This window comes from Ligilactobacillus saerimneri (assembly GCF_036689625.1).
Classification (GTDB): domain Bacteria; phylum Bacillota; class Bacilli; order Lactobacillales; family Lactobacillaceae; genus Ligilactobacillus; species Ligilactobacillus saerimneri.
In genome coordinates, this window is the sequence record NZ_CP144759.1 from 1,095,001 (window position 1) to 1,114,732 (window position 19,732).

The window sequence follows — 19,732 nt, forward strand, 5'->3', positions numbered from 1 at the left end:
AACCACATGCTCCACCGCTTGTGCGGGCCCCCGTCAATTCCTTTGAGTTTCAACCTTGCGGTCGTACTCCCCAGGCGGAATGCTTAGTGCGTTAGCTGCGGCACTGAAGGGCGGAAACCCTCCAACACCTAGCATTCATCGTTTACGGCGTGGACTACCAGGGTATCTAATCCTGTTCGCTACCCACGCTTTCGAACCTCAGCGTCAGTTACAGACCAGAGAGCCGCTTTCGCCACTGGTGTTCTTCCATATATCTACGCATTTCACCGCTACACATGGAGTTCCACTCTCCTCTTCTGCACTCAAGTTCCCCAGTTTCCAATGCACATCTTCGGTTAAGCCGAAGGCTTTCACATCAGACTTAAAGAACCGCCTGCGTTCCCTTTACGCCCAATAAATCCGGATAACGCTTGCCACCTACGTATTACCGCGGCTGCTGGCACGTAGTTAGCCGTGACTTGCTGGTTAGATACCGTCAACAGGTGAACAGTTACTCTCACCCGTGTTCTTCTCTAACAACAGAGTTTTACGATCCGAAGACCTTCTTCGCTCACGCGGCGTTGCTCCATCAGACTTGCGTCCATTGTGGAAGATTCCCTACTGCTGCCTCCCGTAGGAGTCTGGGCCGTGTCTCAGTCCCAATGTGGCCGATCAGTCTCTCAACTCGGCTACGTATCATTGCCTTGGTAAGCCGTTACCTTACCAACTAGCTAATACGCCGCAGGTCCATCCAGAAGTGATAGCAGAGCCATCTTTAATCATTTGACCATGCGGTCAAATGACCTATGCGGTATTAGCATCTGTTTCCAGGTGTTATCCCCCGCTTCTGGGCAGGTTACCTACGTGTTACTCACCCGTCCGCCGCTCATCGGTAAACCATCGTCAATCGGATGCAAGCATCTTCAATCAGTTGGGCCGATGCGCTCGACTTGCATGTATTAGGCACGCCGCCAGCGTTCATCCTGAGCCAGGATCAAACTCTCGATTTAAAATCTTAAGTCGATTAGACTCGTAAAAATTACTAGCGAATTGACATTCGCAAATGTTTTGCTCTTGCGTCTAGCAAGAAGCCCTACACATTTGATTTGTCGAAACTTTGTTCAGTTTTCAAAGATCTACTTTTTGGCTACAAACAACTATTTAATTTTATCATTCAAAATCGATTAAGTCAACAACTTTTTTGATTTATTGATTAAATATTTGTTTGAAACAACTTTATTAGTATATCTATTAAGGAATTAATTGTCAACAACTTTTTTTATCTTATTTCAAATCGTTAACCTGTTACCTCAACAGCGATTACTATCATACCAACTTAGCAAAATTACGTCAACACTTTTTTGAAATTTATTTCTTCAATAGCTTTTTCCTTCGAAATTGTTTATGGAATCCTTTTTAAGCAGCTATTATCCATATGTCCTTTACCACTCTTCCTCAAAATATTTCTTTTACAATAATTCTTTCTTGTTTACATTCGTATCATACAAGCCCAGGCAATTAGTCTATTAGTCATCTTAAGATCTTTGTATTCTTGTTTTGTTTATCTACTATGCTACATGTTCAGCTATAACTAAAAAACAATATACAAAAAAACAGCCACTTCCCATTATCACAGGAACTAGCTGTTTTTTGCTTAAGGTTATATCGTAACCCTACTACTTTTAATTCATTTCAATTCTGGCGCATCCGTGCTATACAAATCAACCGTAGACTTGTCATTATTCTTGTAAAGCAAGCTTGACTTCTTATCTTTTTGAGCTTGCTTTAGTTGTGCCATTGACTTGGTATAGTTATAAGTTATATCTTGCTTATTAACGTTCTTAAAGTTTGACGGGGTATAGAAGCGCAGCAAATCACCAGTAATGACCTTATCTGATAGATCTAATGAAGATGTCACATACTCTTGGTCTTGATCAATGATGCTCTTTTCCTTCTTATTCAGTTTATCCGTCACTTTTTCACCTTTGTTATTATATACAGTACTTCCTACCTTCGTATACTGTGGGCTAGTAAAATCACCATTTCTAAATGCCACAACCTGTCTTCTATTAGTAGCTAACAAGTCTTGCCCAAATTGAATGGTATCTGTGTTCTTAATCCCCATCAAATCTAACAATGTTGGCATAACATCTATTTCGCCACCATATGTGTGATTAATTCCACCTTGTAACCCATTCATATGAATCATAAATGGAACCTTTTGGAAGTTTACCAAATCATAGTCAGTTACCTTATCTTTCCCTAGTAACTGTGCAATCGCCTTCTTATGGTTATTAGAGATTCCGTAGTGGTCACCGTACATCACAATCATTGAATTATCATATAAACCTGTCTTCTTCAAATAGGATATAAATTCTCCAAACGCTTGGTCTAAATAATGAGCCGTTTGAACATACCCATCGACAGTATTGTCCCCGGTTGTAGTCTTAGGAAAATCTTGATTCTGCTTATCAATTTGATAAGGGTAATGATTAGTTACAGTAATAATCTTGGCATAAAAAGGTTGTGGCAACTGTTCAATGTACTGTGCCGCTTGTTTCAAGAAGATTTTATCTTTCAAGCCGTAACCTACACTGTAATCTGCTTTATCTTTGTAGAATTCTTTGTCAAAGAAGTACTGATATCCCCATGACTTATAAGTGTTATTTCGATTCCAAAAACTTCCTACGTCCCCATGGAACGAAGCGGTTGTATAACCACGTTGACTTAACATCGCTGGTAATGCCTGGAATGTGTTATCAGTCCCATATGTAGAAGTTACTGAACCTGATGGCAATCCATATAATGAATTTTCTAGCATTGTTTCAGCATCAGACGTCTTCCCTTGTCCAACCTGGTTAAAGAAATTGTCAAACGACAAAGTGTTCTGGTTATGATAAAAACTATTAATATTAGGAGTAACTTCTTTACCATCCACCTTGTAGTCAATCAAGAATTGTTGGAAGCTTTCCAAGTGGAAAATAAAGACATTTTTTCCTTTTGCCTTACCAAAATATTGAATATTATCTTCTGTCCGGTTTTTATTAATAAATTTGAGAACCTTGTCCATATCGCTACTAGAAGCGTGCGCGCGTGTTTCATTTTGTTTGTGCGTTTGGTAGGCATTATAACCAGCATAAAAGTTCAAACCTAAGTACTTCACGATGTAATTATTGTCGAAAGTCCGCGTTAATAACTGTGACCGGTCTTTTTCTGCAGCCGTTAAATTCAATCCAAACAATACAACTGATAACACCGTGATTACCGCTGGCACGCGATATTTGACAGGTGAATAATCAACCTTGATTAGCTTAAAAATTAATAATAGTGCAAAAACTATTACATCGACAAAAACCAGAAAATCCGTTCCGTGAAGAATTTCACTAATACTGAGACCTAGATTATTAGACACTGTACCAGATGTTTTGATTATTCCTAAGGATAGGAAGTCAGAAAATTCCCGATAGTACAAAATGTTAGCAAACATCCATAAGCTACAAATGAAATCTAAAACCAACAATAGCCAATAGGATTTCTTGCCTTTGAAATACAAAGCAATACCCAAAATTAATAATGCAAATGGCAACGGATTAATAAAAGCCAGTACCATCTGGTAGGTACTTGCAATTCCTAAATTGAATTTAGTTATATATACCAAGTAGGTCTTAATCCAAAAAACAAATAACACTAGCGTAAAGAACCCAAATCTAGTGTTTAACTTTGCATATAGTTTCTTCAAAAAGTTATTCATCACACAACCTCTAATATAATATATCCTTTTTATTCTAGATTATAGCTAACTTTTATTAGTATCTACATAATATATACCATTCTTCACTAATAATTAACATTTTTTTACTCACTATTAGTTTGTGTAGGCTGAAGCAACAATGCAATCATCCCACTAAACATAGCTAAATAATATGTTATTACCCGCCATAAAATCATCGCTAAAATCAATTTACTATTTGTATGAACAAATGTTGTGAAAATCATTGAAAAGCTGTATTCAGCGCCGCCAGTCCCCCCGGGGATTGGAAATAACGATATCACCATCACAATCAGAACATGCATCGTCATTACCATTATCAAATCTACATGTTCAACATTTAATGCTAACAAAATAAAATATGGGATAACATAGTAAAACATCAGTTGCCCAACTGTTATCAAGCACATCTTAAGCAAAAGTCGCCAATCTCTTTTTAACTGCTGCCCTTCATGATAAAAACTGTCAATCTTATGAAGTAAACCTAAGCTCCACTTTTTGTAGAGGTCTTTCCTTATCCACTTTACTGGTTTTAAAAGTAATAGGCTCATGTTTTTGGTAAACGAATACCAATACATCACCATTAACAAACCCAAAATGACTGCAAAATGAACCAAAAAACCCATCAATACTAGCCAAGATAAGGTATGCAGTTTATCAGCAATTAAATGAAAACCTAAAAAAAGACAGAGAACAAAATTAACCACAATCATCGCCTGGTAAACAACAAATTTCATCAACAGGCTAGAAGCGGCCCGTCCCCCATCAACACCTGATTGTAACAGGACAAACAGTTGTGCCGGTTGTCCCCCAGAAGCAAACGGAGTAATCCCATTAAATAGTTGTTCAACCAATGGAACTCGAATGGCTTCACGCATTGAAAAAACAACTCCTTGACGCCGAATCAATACTTTTACCACCCAAGCTTCCAGAACTAACGAGATAACCATACATAGGCATGCTATTGCTAACCAGCACCAGTTCATATGGAGAAAGTCATTAGCGATAACTGCAAACGACACATTGCGAACTGAATACCAAAAGATTCCCAATCCCAGCAAAATCATTATTGCTAAGACAACTTTGTTTCTTTTTGTCATCTCATTCACCTCTTGGCAACGTCGTTATAATAGCGATACCATATCTTTGCTAGCCTATCTTCCGAGTAAAAATGCGCCGCTTGCTGAGCTTTTTCTTGTAATTCTTTTAAATACTGTGGCTCAGTACTATATTGAAGAATTTTTTCTTCCATTTCTTCTACATCTTGTGCTGGTTCATAATAACCAGCAATTACAGAATGATATAAGGTTAGTTCCCGTACCATTACGGGCGTTTGACAACTAAAAGCTTCCAAGATACTCATTGGAAATAGTTCATTGTATGAAGGAAGTAAAAATAAGTCTGCGACGTTATAATATGCGGCCATCTCATTTCGATCTACAATGCCAGGAAAAAGAAGGTTAACTGGCGGATTATCAACTACGTGTTTTAACTGTTCATAGCCATCGGTTATCTTACCAAATGAGAATCCTCCCACCCAAATAAATTGAATTTGGGGTAAGCGGCGGGATAATTCAATAAAATCAAAAACTCCTTTACGTTCTTGAATTTGTCCCACCCCAACAACTACAAACTTTTCTGGCGGGACTCCTAGACTCCGCTTAAAAGCGCTAACTCTTGCTTGATCTTGATGATAAAAAGTCGCCTGTGACACAAAGTTAGGAATATATGTGATCTTTTCTTTTTTTATCCCATATGCTTCTAGTTTAGGGATGAATGAAGGATTAACTACCACTAGTTGATCCATTCGTTTGTAGAAAGAAATTAAATACTTATCAAAAATCTTACTAGCAAAAAAAGGTAGCTTAAGACTACCTTTCAATGTTTCTGGTAAGAAATGCACATATCCCACCTTACATCCCCGCCCTGGGAGAAAGGTTGATAAGTAATAGGGAAAATTGACGGTATGGTAGTGGCTTACCTGTGCTTTGGTTAACTTATTGATGGTAATCTCCATTTCTTCAGGAAAATGCTTTTTAAGCATCTGAATCAACTCAATATAAGCACTACCGACTCCCTGCCCCTTGACTTTGGTAGCAGCGGAATACATAGCTATCTTTAACATTACTGTTATCCCTCACTTAAATTAGCTAATTTGGTCTGGTTCCTTACCAGCTATATGTTTTTCATAAAAAAGCATACTGTCATCATAGAAGTCAACAATAGCTTCTCCAAAGCGTGTAGCTGAAATAGCATGCAATTTATCTTTTCGATAAGATGAAGCAAAATATTCTTTATCATATGCTAAGTATTGATAAATATCAGCAACCAACTCATCAGGCTGTGCAAATGTTTTACCGAGTGTTGGATCATCTAACAATTGATCGGTGTAAGGACTGTGTGTAGCCAAGACAGGTAACCCAGAAGCTAATGCTTCAATATATGTTAGCCCTTGTGACTCTGAGACAGATGTTGATACAAATAAATCAGCCATCTGATAGTAATATGCAACATCATCATTATTAATTTCACCTGTGAAAATCACTTGATCAGCAATTTTTAATTTTGCAACCTGATCTTCTAACATTTGACGCGCAGGACCATCGCCAACTATAACTAACCTTGCATCAGTAATCTTTTGAAAAACTTGCGGCATTATCGCTATCAGTTTATCAATATCTTTTTCAAAAGCCAATCTACTTAACGTCAATAATACCGGTTGGTTCGGCTGTAAACCTAATTTAACCCGCAGTTCTTGAGTATTGTGTTTTTTACTAAAACGAGCAATATCTACCCCCGTAGGAATCACACTAATTGGAGCAGTTATCCCGTACCGTGTTAATGTATTTAATACCCGTTCGCTTGGAGCAACAATTCCACTCATATTTTGACAGAAACTACGCGACATTTGCTTAACATGCACTGGTCGCAATAATTTACCTTTAGCAACATAATGTAAATAATCTTCATACATTGTATGGTAGGTATGGACGCATGGAATTTTAAGGTTTTTTGCTACAAACTTACCAATCAACCCCAAAGAGAATTCTGTTTGTGTATGAACAATATCCAGATTCAATTCACGAGCCACTTGCAGAGCTTGAAAAACACCCCGTACAGCGATCCTACGATCAGTAAACGAAATAAATGGCACACTACTAAATCGGAAGATATTTGGCTCATAGACATTTTTCTCTACATTTGGATCTGTTGTCGTAAAAACATATACAGTGTGTCCCAAACGTTCTAGCTGGCGTCGCAAAGTTTTAATTGAAGTTGCAACTCCACTAACTTGTGGATAGTAAGTATCTGTAAATATTCCGATATTCACGTCTATCCTCCTCACTGTAATCAGTCATTTTTCATTATATTGGTTTGGAAAACTTATTGCAATCTTTTCCCTTTTCTGCCGTGATTCTTAAAATAAAATAAAAAGACCACGATTAAAAAATCGTGATCTGTGTAAATACCTATAAATGAACTATTACTTTGTATATTCTTCTACCAAAGCAACTACTTCATCACTAGTTTCACATTCATTAACAGCCTTATCGGCTAACTCTTGCATCTTAGCGGAGTCTAGCTTCTTGAGCAGACTTCTAGTCTTTAAGATGGAAGTTGCACTCATTGAGAATTCATCAAGCCCCAAACCTAAGAGCACAGGTACGGCCACCTGGTCACCAGCCATTTCCCCACACATGCCAGTCCACTTACCTTCAGCATGTGATGCTTCGATAGTGTTCTTGATCATCCGCAAAATGGAGGGGTTATATGGTTGATAAAGGTAGGATACTCGTTCGTTCCCACGATCAGCAGCCATTGAGTAACCAATCAAGTCATTAGTCCCAATACTGAAGAAATCAACATACTTAGCTAATTTGTCAGCAATCATTGCTGCTGCTGGAATTTCCATCATCATCCCGACTTCAATATCGTCTGATACTGGCACACCACCAGCCACTAACTTAGCCTTTTCTTCTTCAAAAATTGCCTTGGCCTGCTTGAATTCTTGGACAGTAGCGATCATTGGGAACATAATTGCTAACTTACCATAGTGAGATGCCCGCAATAATGCCCGCAATTGTGTCCGGAAAATATCTTGCCGATCAAGAGAAATCCGAATAGCACGATATCCTAAGAATGGATTTTGTTCAGCAGGTAAAGGTAAATATGGTAATTCCTTATCCCCACCAATGTCCATTGTCCGAACGACAACTTGCTTACCATTCATGCCTTCAACCGCAGCCTTGTAAGCTTGGAACTGTTCTTCTTCAGATGGAAGTTCGTCTGAGTTCATATATAAGAATTCAGAACGGAATAAACCAACTGCTTCAGCACCATTATCATTGGCACCTTGAACATCATCAGGTGTACCAATGTTAGCACCTAAGATAACTTGTTTGCCATCTGCAGTAGTAGAAGCAGCATTCTTAAGCTTCTTCCATTCCGCTTTTTGTTCAGCAAATGCTTTGGCTTTAGCCTGATATTCAGCTACTTCTTCTGCAGTTGGATCAATTAAAGCTTCCCCATTAATCCCATCCAGAATCAAAGTAGTTCCTTCAGCAATATCAGTTGTAGCAGAACCTGAACCAACAACAGCTGGGATTTCTAATGTCCGTGACATAATTGCTGAGTGTGAAGTCCGTCCCCCAATATCAGTAATAAAACCCTTAACATAGCGCCGGTCTAATTGGGCTGTGTCAGATGGAGTTAAGTCATGAGAAACAATGATAACTTCTTCATCAATCAATGCTGGGTTAGGGATAGTTACCCCTAATAAGTGGGCCATCACCCGCTTAGTAACGTCACGGATATCTCCCGCACGTTCTTGCATATAAGCATTATCAGTCATCGCTTCGAACATAGAGATAAACATATCTGTTACGTTCTTCAGTGCGGTTTCAGCATTAACAAGGTCGTTTTTAATTTGGTCATTAATTTGACCAAACAATTCAGGGTCAGAAAGAATTGTTAAGTGTGCTTCGAACACTTGAGCTTCTTCTTCCCCAAGATTTTCAGTTGCCTTTTGCTTGATAACTTCCAACTCTTTCTTAGAAGCTTCAACCGCAGCAGCTAAACGATTGATTTCTGCATCTGCGTCTTCAATCGTCTTTTTAGAAAATGACAAGTCGGGCTGAACCAGCATATATGCCTTGGCAGTAGCGATCCCATCGCTAGCTGCGATCCCTTTAAGTACCTTGGTCATTATTCTGCAAGTCCTTCCTTAGTCATTGTTTCAGTGATAGCAGCGATTGCTTCTGCTTCGTCATCACCTTCAGCAGTGATTTCAACATCAGCATTTTGACCAACACCTAAGGACATAACACCCATGATAGACTTCAAGTTAACTGACTTACCGTTGTAAGTTAAGTTAATGTCTGAGTTAAAACCACTAGCAGCTTGAACTAATAAAGTAGCTGGACGTGCGTGGATACCTGTTTCTGCAATAACGTGAAATTCTTTCTTTTCCATAATTAATCATTCTCCTTTGTATGGGTAAATTTAGTACGGACACCAGATTGAATATGACTCAACCCGTAATCCTGCTAGAAAAATGTTATCATGGAAATGGTTTCATTACAAGTTTTTGTTATTAAAAACTCTCGGTGCACCAAGTCCTATTTTACCTACTATCTATGCTTTCGGCTTATCTTGATAACGTCGATAAGTTGCTCCTCCTCCTCGCTTAGCAGTTCCAACAATTCCCTTTCGAAACTGAAATGACATATAAATAGGTTGAAAATCCATAAATTCATCTCGTTCAATCTCTAGTTTACTAATTTTTCCGTTATATAAATCGGTTAATAATTGTTGATAATCTTTAGTCATTAATAACACTCCTTTTTCTCGAGTATAGCATTCAAAATCATAATTCTTGAATTTTATATATGGACTTGTATAATAATAGCCAAAGGTCAATTTTGGTCAAACAAAATTTGGTAACCTAGTTTTTAATTAATGAAAGGTTGTGAATTTATAGTGCTATGTCAAAATTGCCATATGAATCCGGCAACTATCCATTTGTCCCGTATGATTAATGGACGACGGAAAACCATTGATATTTGTGAAAATTGCTACCGTAAAATTCAAGGAGAGAGCCTTAGCGATCCATTTGGATTTGCATTTGGTGGTAATGATTTTGATGATCTTTTCCGAGCTATGGAAGGACAACAAATGAATCAGCGCCGCGGACAAGTTCCTCCTCGTAGTCAAAGTGGCACGGGTAATAATGGAAGAAATAATGGTAACTCTTTATTAGCTCAATTTGGAGTTAACCTAACTCAAGAAGCTAAAGATGGTAAGATTGATCCCGTTATTGGCCGTGATAAGGAGATTGCTCGCATCATTGAGATCTTAAATCGGCGTACAAAGAATAATCCTGTTCTTATCGGTGAAGCAGGTGTAGGTAAAACAGCCGTAGTCGAAGGCTTAGCTCAAAAGATCGTTGATGGTGATGTGCCACAAAAATTACTTGATAAAAAGGTAATCCGTTTAGATGTAGTTTCTCTGGTTCAGGGAACAGGAATTCGGGGACAGTTCGAGCAACGAATGCAACAATTAATGACAGAATTACGTCAAGCAAAGGATATAATTTTATTCATTGATGAAATCCACGAAATCGTTGGTGCTGGCTCTGCAGAAGGCGGAATGGATGCGGGGAATGTTTTAAAACCTGCATTAGCTCGGGGAGAACTTCAACTTATTGGGGCTACTACCCTCAATGAATATCGGCGTATCGAAAAGGACTCTGCACTCGCGCGACGCTTCCAACCAGTAAATGTTAGCGAACCTAGTCAAAAAGAAACTTTACAGATCTTGAAGGGAATTCAGACAAAATATGAAGGATTCCACCACGTTAAATATACAGATGATGCTCTTCAAGCAGCAGTATCTCTTTCTGCACGCTATATTCAAGACCGCTTCTTACCAGACAAGGCTATTGACTTGCTAGATGAAGCAGGTTCGCGCAAAAACTTGACAATTCACGCCCTAGATCCACGGGTAATTGACGAGAAAATTACTAATGCTGACGCTAAAAAGCAAAAAGCTCTTCAAGACGAAGATTACGAAATGGCTGCTTACTATCGGGATCAAGTTAACAAGTTTGAAAAGATGAAGGAAAACAATACTAGCGATGATCAGGCACCGACAGTAACCGAACAGGATATGCAAAAAATTGTCGAAGAAAAGACAAACATTCCAGTTGGTGAGCTAAAAGCTAAAGAAAAAGAACAGTTACGTGATTTAGCTAAGTCATTGAAGGCTCACGTTATTGGTCAAGACGAAGCTGTGGCTAAGGTTGCCCGCGCAATCAGGCGAAACCGCATTGGTTTTAATAAGTCTGGTCGTCCAATTGGCTCCTTCCTCTTTGTCGGGCCAACTGGGGTCGGTAAAACCGAAACAGCTAAACAATTAGCCCGGGAACTCTTTGGTAATGAAGATGCAATGATTCGGTTTGACATGTCTGAATACATGGAAAAGCACTCCGTTTCAAAGTTGATCGGGTCCCCTCCAGGATATGTTGGTTATGAAGAAGCTGGCCAGCTAACCGAGCAAGTACGGCGCCATCCATATAGCCTAGTTTTACTAGACGAAGTTGAAAAAGCTCACCCTGATGTCATGCATATGTTCCTTCAAATTCTCGATGATGGTCGCTTGACTGACTCTCAAGGACGAACTGTTTCCTTTAAAGACACCATCATCATCATGACAAGTAATGCTGGCTCAGGAGATTCCGTTGTTAACGTTGGCTTTGGTGCTAATGCAGCCGGCAAATCTAATTCTATTATGGACAAATTAACCAAATACTTTAAACCGGAATTCCTTAATCGTTTTGATGACATCATTGAATTCAATGCTTTATCTAAGCAAGACTTGATGTCTATCGTAACATTGATGCTGGATGATGTTAACCAAATGTTAGCTCAACAAGGACTTTCCATCCATGTAACTAAACCAGTTGCGGAAAAGTTGGTTGATCTTGGTTATGATCCAAAAATGGGGGCACGGCCATTGCGTCGTGTTATCCAAGAGCAAATTGAGGATAAGGTTGCAGATTTCTACCTTGACCACCAAGATGTAACTAATTTTGTGGCCAACATGGATCAAGATGAAATTAAAATTTCATCTAAAAAAGAAGTCACTTCTGACTAATTTGAATCTACTATTGTAAAAATTGCCTGCTAAACTACTTTAGAATTGGTGTTCACACCTCTTCTAAAGTGGTTTTTATTTTGGCGTAGTGTCTACAACCGTATATGCTATAATTAAGAAATATGGAGGTGAGATCATTGTCTATTTGGGAGAACGTTTCAAAATTTGCCCGTTTATTTAGTAATAATAAAACAGCACTATTTCCGCAGCATTCACGGCGACGTAAAAGACAGCGACGTCGGCAGCAGTGGCAACAGCCACCAAAGCGAAAAGTACCCACCACAATTGACGTTTTACCAACTACTAATACCACAAATGAGGATATCCCTTTAATGCCATCGGCTGATGAAACCAATGTTGCCAGTGTGCAATCGGCTGATGAAAAAGTTGCACAACTTATCATCATTTATCAGGATCAAAAGCATCAAGCGTTAGCTGATCCGCAGATTATCTCTGGTCAAATTGGGGATGCTACTAATATTAAATTTCGTCAGTTTGCTGGCTATACTCTTAATAAAATCGTGGGATATACGGCAAATTTTGTTCATCACAAAGCAATTTTAACTCTCACCTATGAAAAGCACGATGGCGGAATAATTTGGCAATTTAGCCGTAACTACGATAATTACCGTTTGTTGACTAAACCACAATTCCACAAAGGAAAACTAGGCAAGCCGTATTCATTGGCTATTCCCCAAATACCCAACTATGTCTTTCTTAAGGCTAATGGCAAACTGAAGGGACAGTTCACCGAAAAACAACAAACTGTCACTTACTTTTTCCGACGGGCTGATTGGGTTGATGTCACGACTGTCTCTCATTTGTTACGAATGGAGAGCTATGTCACTTGTTATGATGATATTGGTGGTAATGCCCTAGCAACCCCCTTGGCCAAGAACTCTGTTTGGCAAACCTTCTTATCAGTTAAAATGGCTGATCGTAGTCTATGGCACAACATCGGCGGAAACATCTGGATCAAGGAAACGGCGGATATCACATATATCCATCCATATGATATGAAGCCAGAGCTTCCTTTATTACCCGTTCAGGAAGTCGACCTTTACGCGACAATTGATTTTATTGCTGGTAAAGAGTTGCTGCTGTTCAATAGTCCCTTTGGGAAGAAAAGCAGTAGTATAAAAAATAATGAACAAGTTCGTATTACCCGATTTATTCATCTTGAGGGTATCAACTGGTTCTATGTTGCAAATGAAGGGTGGACGACTGAGTATTATTTACATTTTCAATAGGTCACAAAAAAAGTCGAGAGAGATGTTAGCTTATAGCATCTCTCTCGACTTTTTTTATAACTTTGCAGTTAATTTAACATCTGGATACTTGTCTTGGAACCAGCGTTCAGCAAATTCATTTTCAAATAAGAAGAGTGGCTGATCTTGACGATCTTTAACCAGTAAATTACGTGATGATGACATTTTTTCGTCTAATTGATCAGGAGCAATCCACCGCGCAATCTTGTGTCCCATTGGCGCCATCTCTACTTCAGAATTGTATTCATTTTGCATTCTGAATTTAAAAACTTCAAACTGCAGTTGTCCTACAGCACCTAAAATATAATCGTTTGTGCTGTAACTCCGATAAAGCTGAATAGCTCCCTCTTGAACTAGCTGATTGATTCCCTTATGGAAGGATTTCTGCTTCATAACATTTTTGGCTGTTACCCGGACAAACAATTCTGGTGTAAATTGGGGTAACTTTTCAAATTTTCGCGCTTCTTTCCCCGCATAAATCGTATCCCCAATCTGGAAATTCCCAGTATCATACAACCCAATAATATCTCCTGCTACTGCGGTTTCTAAAGTTTCTCGCGTATCTGCCATAAATTGGGTTGAATTGGACAACCGTAATGCTTTGCCAGTCCGTTCTAAAGTAACATCCATTCCACGTTCAAATTCACCAGAACAAATCCGTACAAATGCAATCCGATCCCGGTGACGCGGGTTCATGTTCGCCTGAATCTTAAAAATGAAACCGGAAAATTCCTCGTTGTTAGGTGCAACCTCTTTCCCATCTTCCATTTTGTGGGGCGAAGGAGCTGGAGCAAATTGCAAGTAAGCATCCAAGAAAGTCTTAACCCCAAAATTTGTCAACGCAGATCCAAAGAAAACCGGGGTTAATTCACCCTGAGCAATCTTCTCCTCATCGAATTGACTTCCCGCTTCCTTAACCAATTCTACTTCATCTAAAACTTGTTGGTATAAGCTATCTTCTTTAAGAGGATGGTCGCCAATAATTTCGCCATTATCATCCAATTGCAGGTATTCTTGTCCCTTATCTTCGCGCTGATGGAGTTCAATGCGGTTATTATAGATATCATATAGGCCCTTGAGACCCTTACCCATACCAATTGGCCAGTTCATTGCGTAGGACTCGATTCCCAAAACTTCTTCTAATTCCGCACATAAATCCAAAGGTTCGCGCCCATCACGATCCAACTTGTTGAAGAAAGTAAAAATTGGAATTCCCCGCATCTTGCAGACCTTGAATAATTTTTTAGTTTGAGGCTCGATCCCTTTAGCAGAGTCAATTACCATCACAGCAGAGTCAACAGCCATTAAAGTTCGATAGGTATCTTCAGAAAAATCTTCGTGCCCTGGTGTATCTAAAATATTAATTCTCTTACCAGCATAATCAAATTGCATCACAGAACTGGTAACCGAAATACCACGTTTCTTTTCGATTTCCATCCAGTCTGATTTAGCAAAATTACCAGTTTTCCGAGCTTTAACAGTCCCGGCTTGACGTACAACTCCACCAAATAATAATAATTGTTCTGTAATCGTTGTTTTACCCGCGTCAGGGTGTGAAATAATTGCAAACGTCCGTCTTTTAGCGACAGATGCTTCTAATTGTTTTTTATCCATAATTTCCTCTCTCTAATTATTAATAATTCACTTTATAAAAGTTATTCAGCCGGCACTTTTAAAACATCACCAACATGGATCATGTCATCTGAGCCAATGTTGTTTAATTGGCGAATCTTGTCAGCAGTAGTATTGTACTTTTCGGCAATTGAGCCAACAGTATCACCCTCTTGAACAGAGATGGTTTGTGTCTTTTCATCCTTAGCAGAGGATTCGCTAGCTGCCTTACTTTCACTCGCTGCTTTAGCCTTACTTTCACTTTCAGCTTTGGCTTTACTTTCGCTTGCTGCCTTAGCCTTGCTTTCACTTTCGGCTTCAGCTTTACTTTCGCTTGCTGCCTTAGCAACACTTAGGCTGCTTGCTGTCTTTTGACTATTCTTTTTACTGGAGGCAACATATGCACTTGAATTCTTATCTTGAGCATTGTGCTGTGCTGAAATTGCCCAGCCAGTTCCAATCCCTACAACCAAAATGGCCAAAAGCAATACTAGGTACTGCCATTTAAAAGTAGTTTTGCTTGGCGCTGATTGTCCATTATTGGATTTAAACGCTTCAATTGGGTCACTACCACGATCTTCAAAGAATGCGCGCCGCATCTTCTTTTCATCTTTACGGCTCACACCATTTTGAAACTGTTCATTTTTGAATTCTTCATAAAGCTTTTGGACATCAAAATCAACCTGACGTTCCTGTCCCCGCGCAAGAAAATCAGTTTGAGCTAAAACATCTTGTGAATTAAACCAGCTGTTGGCTAATTCATACTGTTGAACCACTGCAGCCGTTTCCCCATAATCTTGAGTAGCACCAAACTGCAACCATAAGGCCCGATCACACAGATTTTCAATTACAACCGCCCGATTATCGCTAACAATAAATGTCTTCCCAGCACGCTTTAACTCTTGAATACGGCGAACAACTTTAGTGTAGTAAGGCAAATCAAGTTTGGACATCACTTCATCGATCACAACAATTTGCGGATCAATTTCTAAGGCCATTGCTAACACCAGCCGTGCCTGCAAACCAGAAGAATAACTCGACACTTTTTCATAGGCCCAATTCCCTAATTCAGCAAAATCCAAGACATTGCTAATAATATGTTCGCGCTTATATGAATCAATATCTGACTTGGCAACAGCTTGCTTAATGTTTTCCAGCCCTGACAAATCCGGGTTATACCCCGTTTCCATCCCAGCATAAGTAACTGGGACTTCATGCGTAACAAAACCTGTAGTCTGCACTCTTTGCCCCGCAATGATCTCCAAAAGTGTATGCTTTCCAGAGCCATTACTACCAACTAACCCCAGGGCTTCACCAGCATCGACACTGAGTGATATTCCCATCAAAGGCCACCATGTATGTTCCTCATTATCAGACTGATATGTTGCTTTTTTTGTTATATATTTTAATTCTATTTTTTTCATTGTAAAAATCACCATGTTAATTATACAGTATAGATTTTTGTTTTAAATACCCGATCACTAATATTTAATCAAATTGCAGTTGTGTTTGAAATATATTATCATTTGAAGTGGTACATCTACAATTTAAAATGTTTTGATAAAGATAGAAACAATCTACATGAAAAAGTTATTCATTAAATACCGTGGTTTTATTTCCTATACTTTTTATGGTACTTTGGCCAGCCTTATTAATTTGCTGGTTTTTCATATTCTTGCAGAAAATTGCCATATTTATTATTTGATTGCTAATGTTGTTGCGTACATCATAGCGATTATTTTTACCTTTATTACTAATAAATACTACGTCTTCCATAGCAGCTTTGATTCATGGCAAAAATTTATTCATGAATTCGTTACGTTTATCAACGTCCGTTTATTTTCTTTCGGACTTGACATGGGCTTAATGGTTTTAGGGATTCATTTTATTCCCCACCATCCTGACCTAGTTAAATTTATTGACCAAGTATTGGTTGGAATCCTTAATTACTACTTTAGTAAATGGTTTATCTTTAGAACAACCGATCGTTGGCTTTGGAATAAGGCGCGGTGGTCTAAAAAATCAGCTTCTCATAACCATAATAAAAATAAACACAAGAGCGGAATCTAGGTCTTCTGGATTCCGCTCTTGTGTTTTGTCCATAGAAGTAAAAACTTAATCTAATTCAGCTTTTCCTTCGCGTTCCATCAATAAAGCAATTTCATCTTTAATATCTTTACCGTCATAAAGCACATGATAAATCGCTTCAGTAATTGGCATTTCAATATTTTTTTGTTCTGCTAATTCATATGCAGCCTTGCAAGTATTAACCCCTTCGATAACCATTCCCATGTTATCAATGACTTCTTGCAAGCCTTTACCTTGTCCTAATTGGTTACCGGCACGCCAGTTCCGTGAGTGGACACTAGTACATGTCACGATCAAATCACCAACCCCAGACAAGCCGATAAATGTCAGTGGATCTGCACCAAAAGCAATCCCTAATCGACTAATCTCAGCAAGCCCCCGTGTCATTAAAGCTGCCTTAGCATCATCTCCGTACCCGAGACCGTGCAAAGCACCAGCTCCAATAGCAATAATATTCTTGAAAGCTGCTCCCATCTCTACACCAACAATATCTGTATTAGTATAGATCCGTAAATAATTGTTCATAAATAGGTTCTGCACCGTCTTAGCATTTTCAATATCATCACTAGCAGCTGTAATTAAAGTGATATCTTTTTTAGCAACTTCTTCCGCATGACTTGGTCCAGAAAGAACAACTAGTCCGGAACGTAAGTCGGCAGGAATTTCTTCAGCAATAACTTCTGAAATACGTTTGTGGCTGCCTAGTTCCAAACCCTTACTTGCATGGATGATTAGTGGGCGCGTATTTATATCCCGCAATACTTCCGCCAATTGCTTAGCAACTAACCGGGTAACATTAGTTGGGACAACAAACAGGACTGCAGCTGCATCCTTCACCGCATCCCGCATATCAGTTGTCGCAACTAATGCTTCAGGATAAGTGAAATCATGAATGTAATGCTCGTTAGTGTGTTTCTCATTCAATTCTTGAGCTTGCGGTTCACTATTAGTATAGAGCTTAACATCATGGCCATTTTCAACTAAAACATTGGCCAAAATGCTCCCCCATGAACCTGCACCTAAAACTGCAATTTTTTGTTTCATAAAATGACATTCCTCATTCAAATAATTTTTTAAACCTACTTTTTAAACCTAACACAAACCACACACTTTAGCAATATGAGCCCTTACTGTAAGCGATAAATACTATAAAAATACTGCACAATAGTTTTGACCACAGCATAGAATGGTACCGCCAAAACTACCCCTAGTAGCCCCGCTATATTACCTGCCACTAACAATAAGATAATGATTGTCAGAGGATGAATATCTAGGGTTTTACCAATAACATTCGGATATATCAGGTTACCATCAACTTGGTTAACAATCACGCAGACAACTATTACCCAAACCATCCCCGATACACCTAAGGGCATCGCTAACATCAGTGCTGGTACTAAACCAATATAAACTCCAACGTAGGGGATAATATTAGTCAAACCAGCAACCACTCCCACTAAAAGTGCATACTTAATCCCCACTAAACTATATCCGATAGCGGAAAATGTTCCTACAAATAAACACTCAATTACTTGGCCAGAAATATACCGCGCAATCGTTTGACTCATTCGTCCTAATAGCTCTCCCGCTCTAACTGCTGTTTTTTCGGGAAGATATTTTTGAATAGCAGGCAATAGCTTAGGCCCATCTTTTAGCATATAAAACAAAATAAATGGAACAGTAATCACCGTAACGGTTACACTGGTTACCATGCCAACCATCGTCCCCAAACTCTTAGTCATTGACAACATTACCTTACGTAGCATAACCGTTAATGACGCCTGAATATTGTTAAAATAAGTTTCCAGATCTATTGAATGCGCAATTTTAGACGCATTATCATTATCAGTCAGATGATTAAAATAGTGTTGCATATCTTGCAAATAAGTCGGCATATTAAGCGCTAATTGTTCAATCTGATAGGCTATCTTGGGAATGAAAGTATATAATGCTATCCCAACCAATCCTAATAGCAACAATAAAGTAATGAAGGCCGCCCATCCACGATTAATATGAATTCGCTTATAGTGTATCTTCACTAATAGGTTGACCAATGGGTTGAGCGCGTAAAAGAAAAAACCGGCAATTAAAACTGGGGCAAATAAAGTAGAGAAAAATGTCCCAATTGGGCGAAAAATAAAATCAATCTGCGTACATCCCCAAATGATGAGTACTATTAGTAAAATTTCAAGTGACCAAAATAATAATCTACTTTGATGTTTATTCATTTGTATCCTCTCCATTATTAAAAAGAGGCTGTGACAAATGTCACAACCTCAAACCATTAAGCTAAACCTGGTATATTACTGTCGCCGTGATAATTCGAGGTAACGATTATACCAAATCTCCACATACTGCTTAGAAAAAGGCCCTCGCTCATTATCAATCCAATCAACTAGGGTCCGGACATTATGCTTTAAAATCTTATCGGTCTGAGCAGAATAATGCCATTTCGCACTATGAGCAGCATATTCATCTACATCCAATAATCGTTTTTCGCCATTAGGAAATACCTTAACATCCAGGTCATAATCAATATATTTAAGCGCTTCTTTATCTAAGACAGCGGGTGAAGCCAAATTACAGTAATACGACACCCCGTTATCGCGGATCATGGTGACAATATTGAACCAATAATGCTTATGAAAGTAAACTAACGCAGGCTCACGTGTAACCCACCGCCGTCCATCTGCTTCTGTTACCAAAGTATGGTCATTACAGCCGATCAGGGCATTTTCACTTGTCTTGAGCACCATGGTATCACGCCATGTTCGATGTAAGCTACCGTCATGCTTATAACTCTTAATGGTTATAAAGTCGCCTTCACGTGGCCCTTTCAAATGACGCATATGACCCCTGCTTT

Annotated in this window: 15 protein-coding genes and 1 rRNA gene (1 of these 16 cut by a window edge); 3 read left to right on the plus strand and 13 right to left on the minus strand. The window is 38.9% G+C overall.

What is annotated here, in order from left to right; all coding sequences use genetic code 11:
• From V3C97_RS05360 to V3C97_RS05395, 8 genes are all read right to left on the minus strand, one after another.
• A 16S ribosomal RNA gene (locus V3C97_RS05360) occupies positions 1-989 on the minus strand; it reaches 585 nt to the left of the window's first position.
• Positions 990-1,666: 677 nt separating this feature from the next.
• Positions 1,667-3,730: an LTA synthase family protein gene (locus tag V3C97_RS05365; protein ID WP_009554000.1), complete on the minus strand. Its 2,064-nt coding sequence runs from the start codon at positions 3,728-3,730 to the stop codon at positions 1,667-1,669.
• A 104-nt stretch (positions 3,731-3,834) separates the two neighbouring features.
• Entirely contained in the window at positions 3,835-4,848 is a 1,014-nt protein-coding gene (locus tag V3C97_RS05370) for a lysylphosphatidylglycerol synthase transmembrane domain-containing protein (RefSeq protein ID WP_338433939.1), read from the minus strand.
• Positions 4,849-4,853: 5 nt separating this feature from the next.
• A complete protein-coding gene (locus V3C97_RS05375) occupies positions 4,854-5,873 on the minus strand; it encodes a glycosyltransferase family 4 protein (protein ID WP_338433940.1) in 1,020 nt (339 codons plus the stop codon).
• A 21-nt stretch (positions 5,874-5,894) separates the two neighbouring features.
• Complete coding sequence (locus V3C97_RS05380) at positions 5,895-7,079, minus strand: glycosyltransferase family 4 protein (protein ID WP_009554005.1); 1,185 nt, start codon at positions 7,077-7,079, stop codon at positions 5,895-5,897.
• Between the two features lie 153 nt (positions 7,080-7,232).
• Positions 7,233-8,954, minus strand: coding sequence for a phosphoenolpyruvate--protein phosphotransferase (ptsP, locus tag V3C97_RS05385; protein WP_338433941.1), 1,722 nt, complete (start codon positions 8,952-8,954; stop codon positions 7,233-7,235).
• Positions 8,954-9,220 (minus strand): phosphocarrier protein HPr, encoded by a 267-nt coding sequence (locus V3C97_RS05390; RefSeq protein ID WP_009554010.1) that lies wholly within the window; start codon positions 9,218-9,220, stop codon positions 8,954-8,956. The genes ptsP and V3C97_RS05390 overlap by 1 nt, the downstream gene beginning before the upstream one ends.
• Before the next feature lie 162 nt (positions 9,221-9,382).
• Positions 9,383-9,577, minus strand: coding sequence for a hypothetical protein (locus V3C97_RS05395; protein WP_009554011.1), 195 nt, complete (start codon positions 9,575-9,577; stop codon positions 9,383-9,385).
• 150 nt (positions 9,578-9,727) lie between these two features.
• On the opposite strand from V3C97_RS05395, the gene V3C97_RS05400 reads away from it, so the two are divergent.
• Positions 9,728-11,902 (plus strand): ATP-dependent Clp protease ATP-binding subunit, encoded by a 2,175-nt coding sequence (locus V3C97_RS05400; protein WP_338433942.1) that lies wholly within the window; start codon positions 9,728-9,730, stop codon positions 11,900-11,902.
• 137 nt (positions 11,903-12,039) lie between these two features.
• A complete protein-coding gene (locus V3C97_RS05405; protein WP_338433943.1) occupies positions 12,040-13,152 on the plus strand; it encodes a MucBP domain-containing protein in 1,113 nt (370 codons plus the stop codon).
• 54 nt (positions 13,153-13,206) lie between these two features.
• Here V3C97_RS05405 and V3C97_RS05410 read toward each other — a convergent pair whose 3' ends face one another.
• Complete coding sequence (locus tag V3C97_RS05410; protein WP_009554014.1) at positions 13,207-14,784, minus strand: peptide chain release factor 3; 1,578 nt, start codon at positions 14,782-14,784, stop codon at positions 13,207-13,209.
• A 41-nt stretch (positions 14,785-14,825) separates the two neighbouring features.
• Positions 14,826-16,205, minus strand: a complete 1,380-nt coding sequence (locus V3C97_RS05415) for an ATP-binding cassette domain-containing protein (RefSeq protein WP_338433944.1) — start codon at positions 16,203-16,205, stop codon at positions 14,826-14,828.
• Positions 16,206-16,362: 157 nt separating this feature from the next.
• Between V3C97_RS05415 and V3C97_RS05420 the strand changes: the two genes are divergently transcribed.
• Positions 16,363-16,851 (plus strand): GtrA family protein, encoded by a 489-nt coding sequence (locus V3C97_RS05420; RefSeq protein ID WP_027826876.1) that lies wholly within the window; start codon positions 16,363-16,365, stop codon positions 16,849-16,851.
• A gap of 45 nt (positions 16,852-16,896) precedes the next feature.
• On the opposite strand, the gene V3C97_RS05425 is transcribed toward V3C97_RS05420, so the two are convergent.
• From V3C97_RS05425 to V3C97_RS05435, 3 genes are all read right to left on the minus strand, one after another.
• Positions 16,897-17,913 carry an NAD(P)H-dependent glycerol-3-phosphate dehydrogenase gene (locus V3C97_RS05425; RefSeq protein ID WP_216543381.1) on the minus strand — a complete coding sequence of 339 codons (1,017 nt, stop codon included), beginning with the start codon at positions 17,911-17,913 and terminating at the stop codon, positions 16,897-16,899.
• A gap of 83 nt (positions 17,914-17,996) precedes the next feature.
• Positions 17,997-19,097, minus strand: coding sequence for an AI-2E family transporter (locus V3C97_RS05430; RefSeq protein ID WP_009554018.1), 1,101 nt, complete (start codon positions 19,095-19,097; stop codon positions 17,997-17,999).
• Positions 19,098-19,172: 75 nt separating this feature from the next.
• Positions 19,173-19,718 carry a DUF402 domain-containing protein gene (locus V3C97_RS05435; RefSeq protein ID WP_027826874.1) on the minus strand — a complete coding sequence of 182 codons (546 nt, stop codon included), beginning with the start codon at positions 19,716-19,718 and terminating at the stop codon, positions 19,173-19,175.
• Between the last annotated feature and the right edge of the window lie 14 nt (positions 19,719-19,732).

Excerpts from the sequence above, each read along its gene's own strand:
- V3C97_RS05365 (WP_009554000.1), bottom strand. The coding sequence starts at position 3,730 with ATGAATAACTTTTTGAAGAAACTATATGCAAAGTTAAACACTAGATTT.
- V3C97_RS05370 (WP_338433939.1), bottom strand. The coding sequence starts at position 4,848 with ATGACAAAAAGAAACAAAGTTGTCTTAGCAATAATGATTTTGCTGGGA.
- V3C97_RS05375 (WP_338433940.1), bottom strand. The coding sequence starts at position 5,873 with ATGTTAAAGATAGCTATGTATTCCGCTGCTACCAAAGTCAAGGGGCAG.
- ptsP (WP_338433941.1), bottom strand. The coding sequence starts at position 8,954 with ATGACCAAGGTACTTAAAGGGATCGCAGCTAGCGATGGGATCGCTACT.
- V3C97_RS05390 (WP_009554010.1), bottom strand. The coding sequence starts at position 9,220 with ATGGAAAAGAAAGAATTTCACGTTATTGCAGAAACAGGTATCCACGCA.
- V3C97_RS05395 (WP_009554011.1), bottom strand. The coding sequence starts at position 9,577 with ATGACTAAAGATTATCAACAATTATTAACCGATTTATATAACGGAAAA.
- V3C97_RS05410 (WP_009554014.1), bottom strand. The coding sequence starts at position 14,784 with ATGGATAAAAAACAATTAGAAGCATCTGTCGCTAAAAGACGGACGTTT.
- V3C97_RS05415 (WP_338433944.1), bottom strand. The coding sequence starts at position 16,205 with ATGAAAAAAATAGAATTAAAATATATAACAAAAAAAGCAACATATCAG.
- V3C97_RS05420 (WP_027826876.1), top strand. The coding sequence starts at position 16,363 with ATGAAAAAGTTATTCATTAAATACCGTGGTTTTATTTCCTATACTTTT.
- V3C97_RS05425 (WP_216543381.1), bottom strand. The coding sequence starts at position 17,913 with ATGAAACAAAAAATTGCAGTTTTAGGTGCAGGTTCATGGGGGAGCATT.
- V3C97_RS05430 (WP_009554018.1), bottom strand. The coding sequence starts at position 19,097 with ATGAATAAACATCAAAGTAGATTATTATTTTGGTCACTTGAAATTTTA.
- V3C97_RS05435 (WP_027826874.1), bottom strand. The coding sequence starts at position 19,718 with ATGCGTCATTTGAAAGGGCCACGTGAAGGCGACTTTATAACCATTAAG.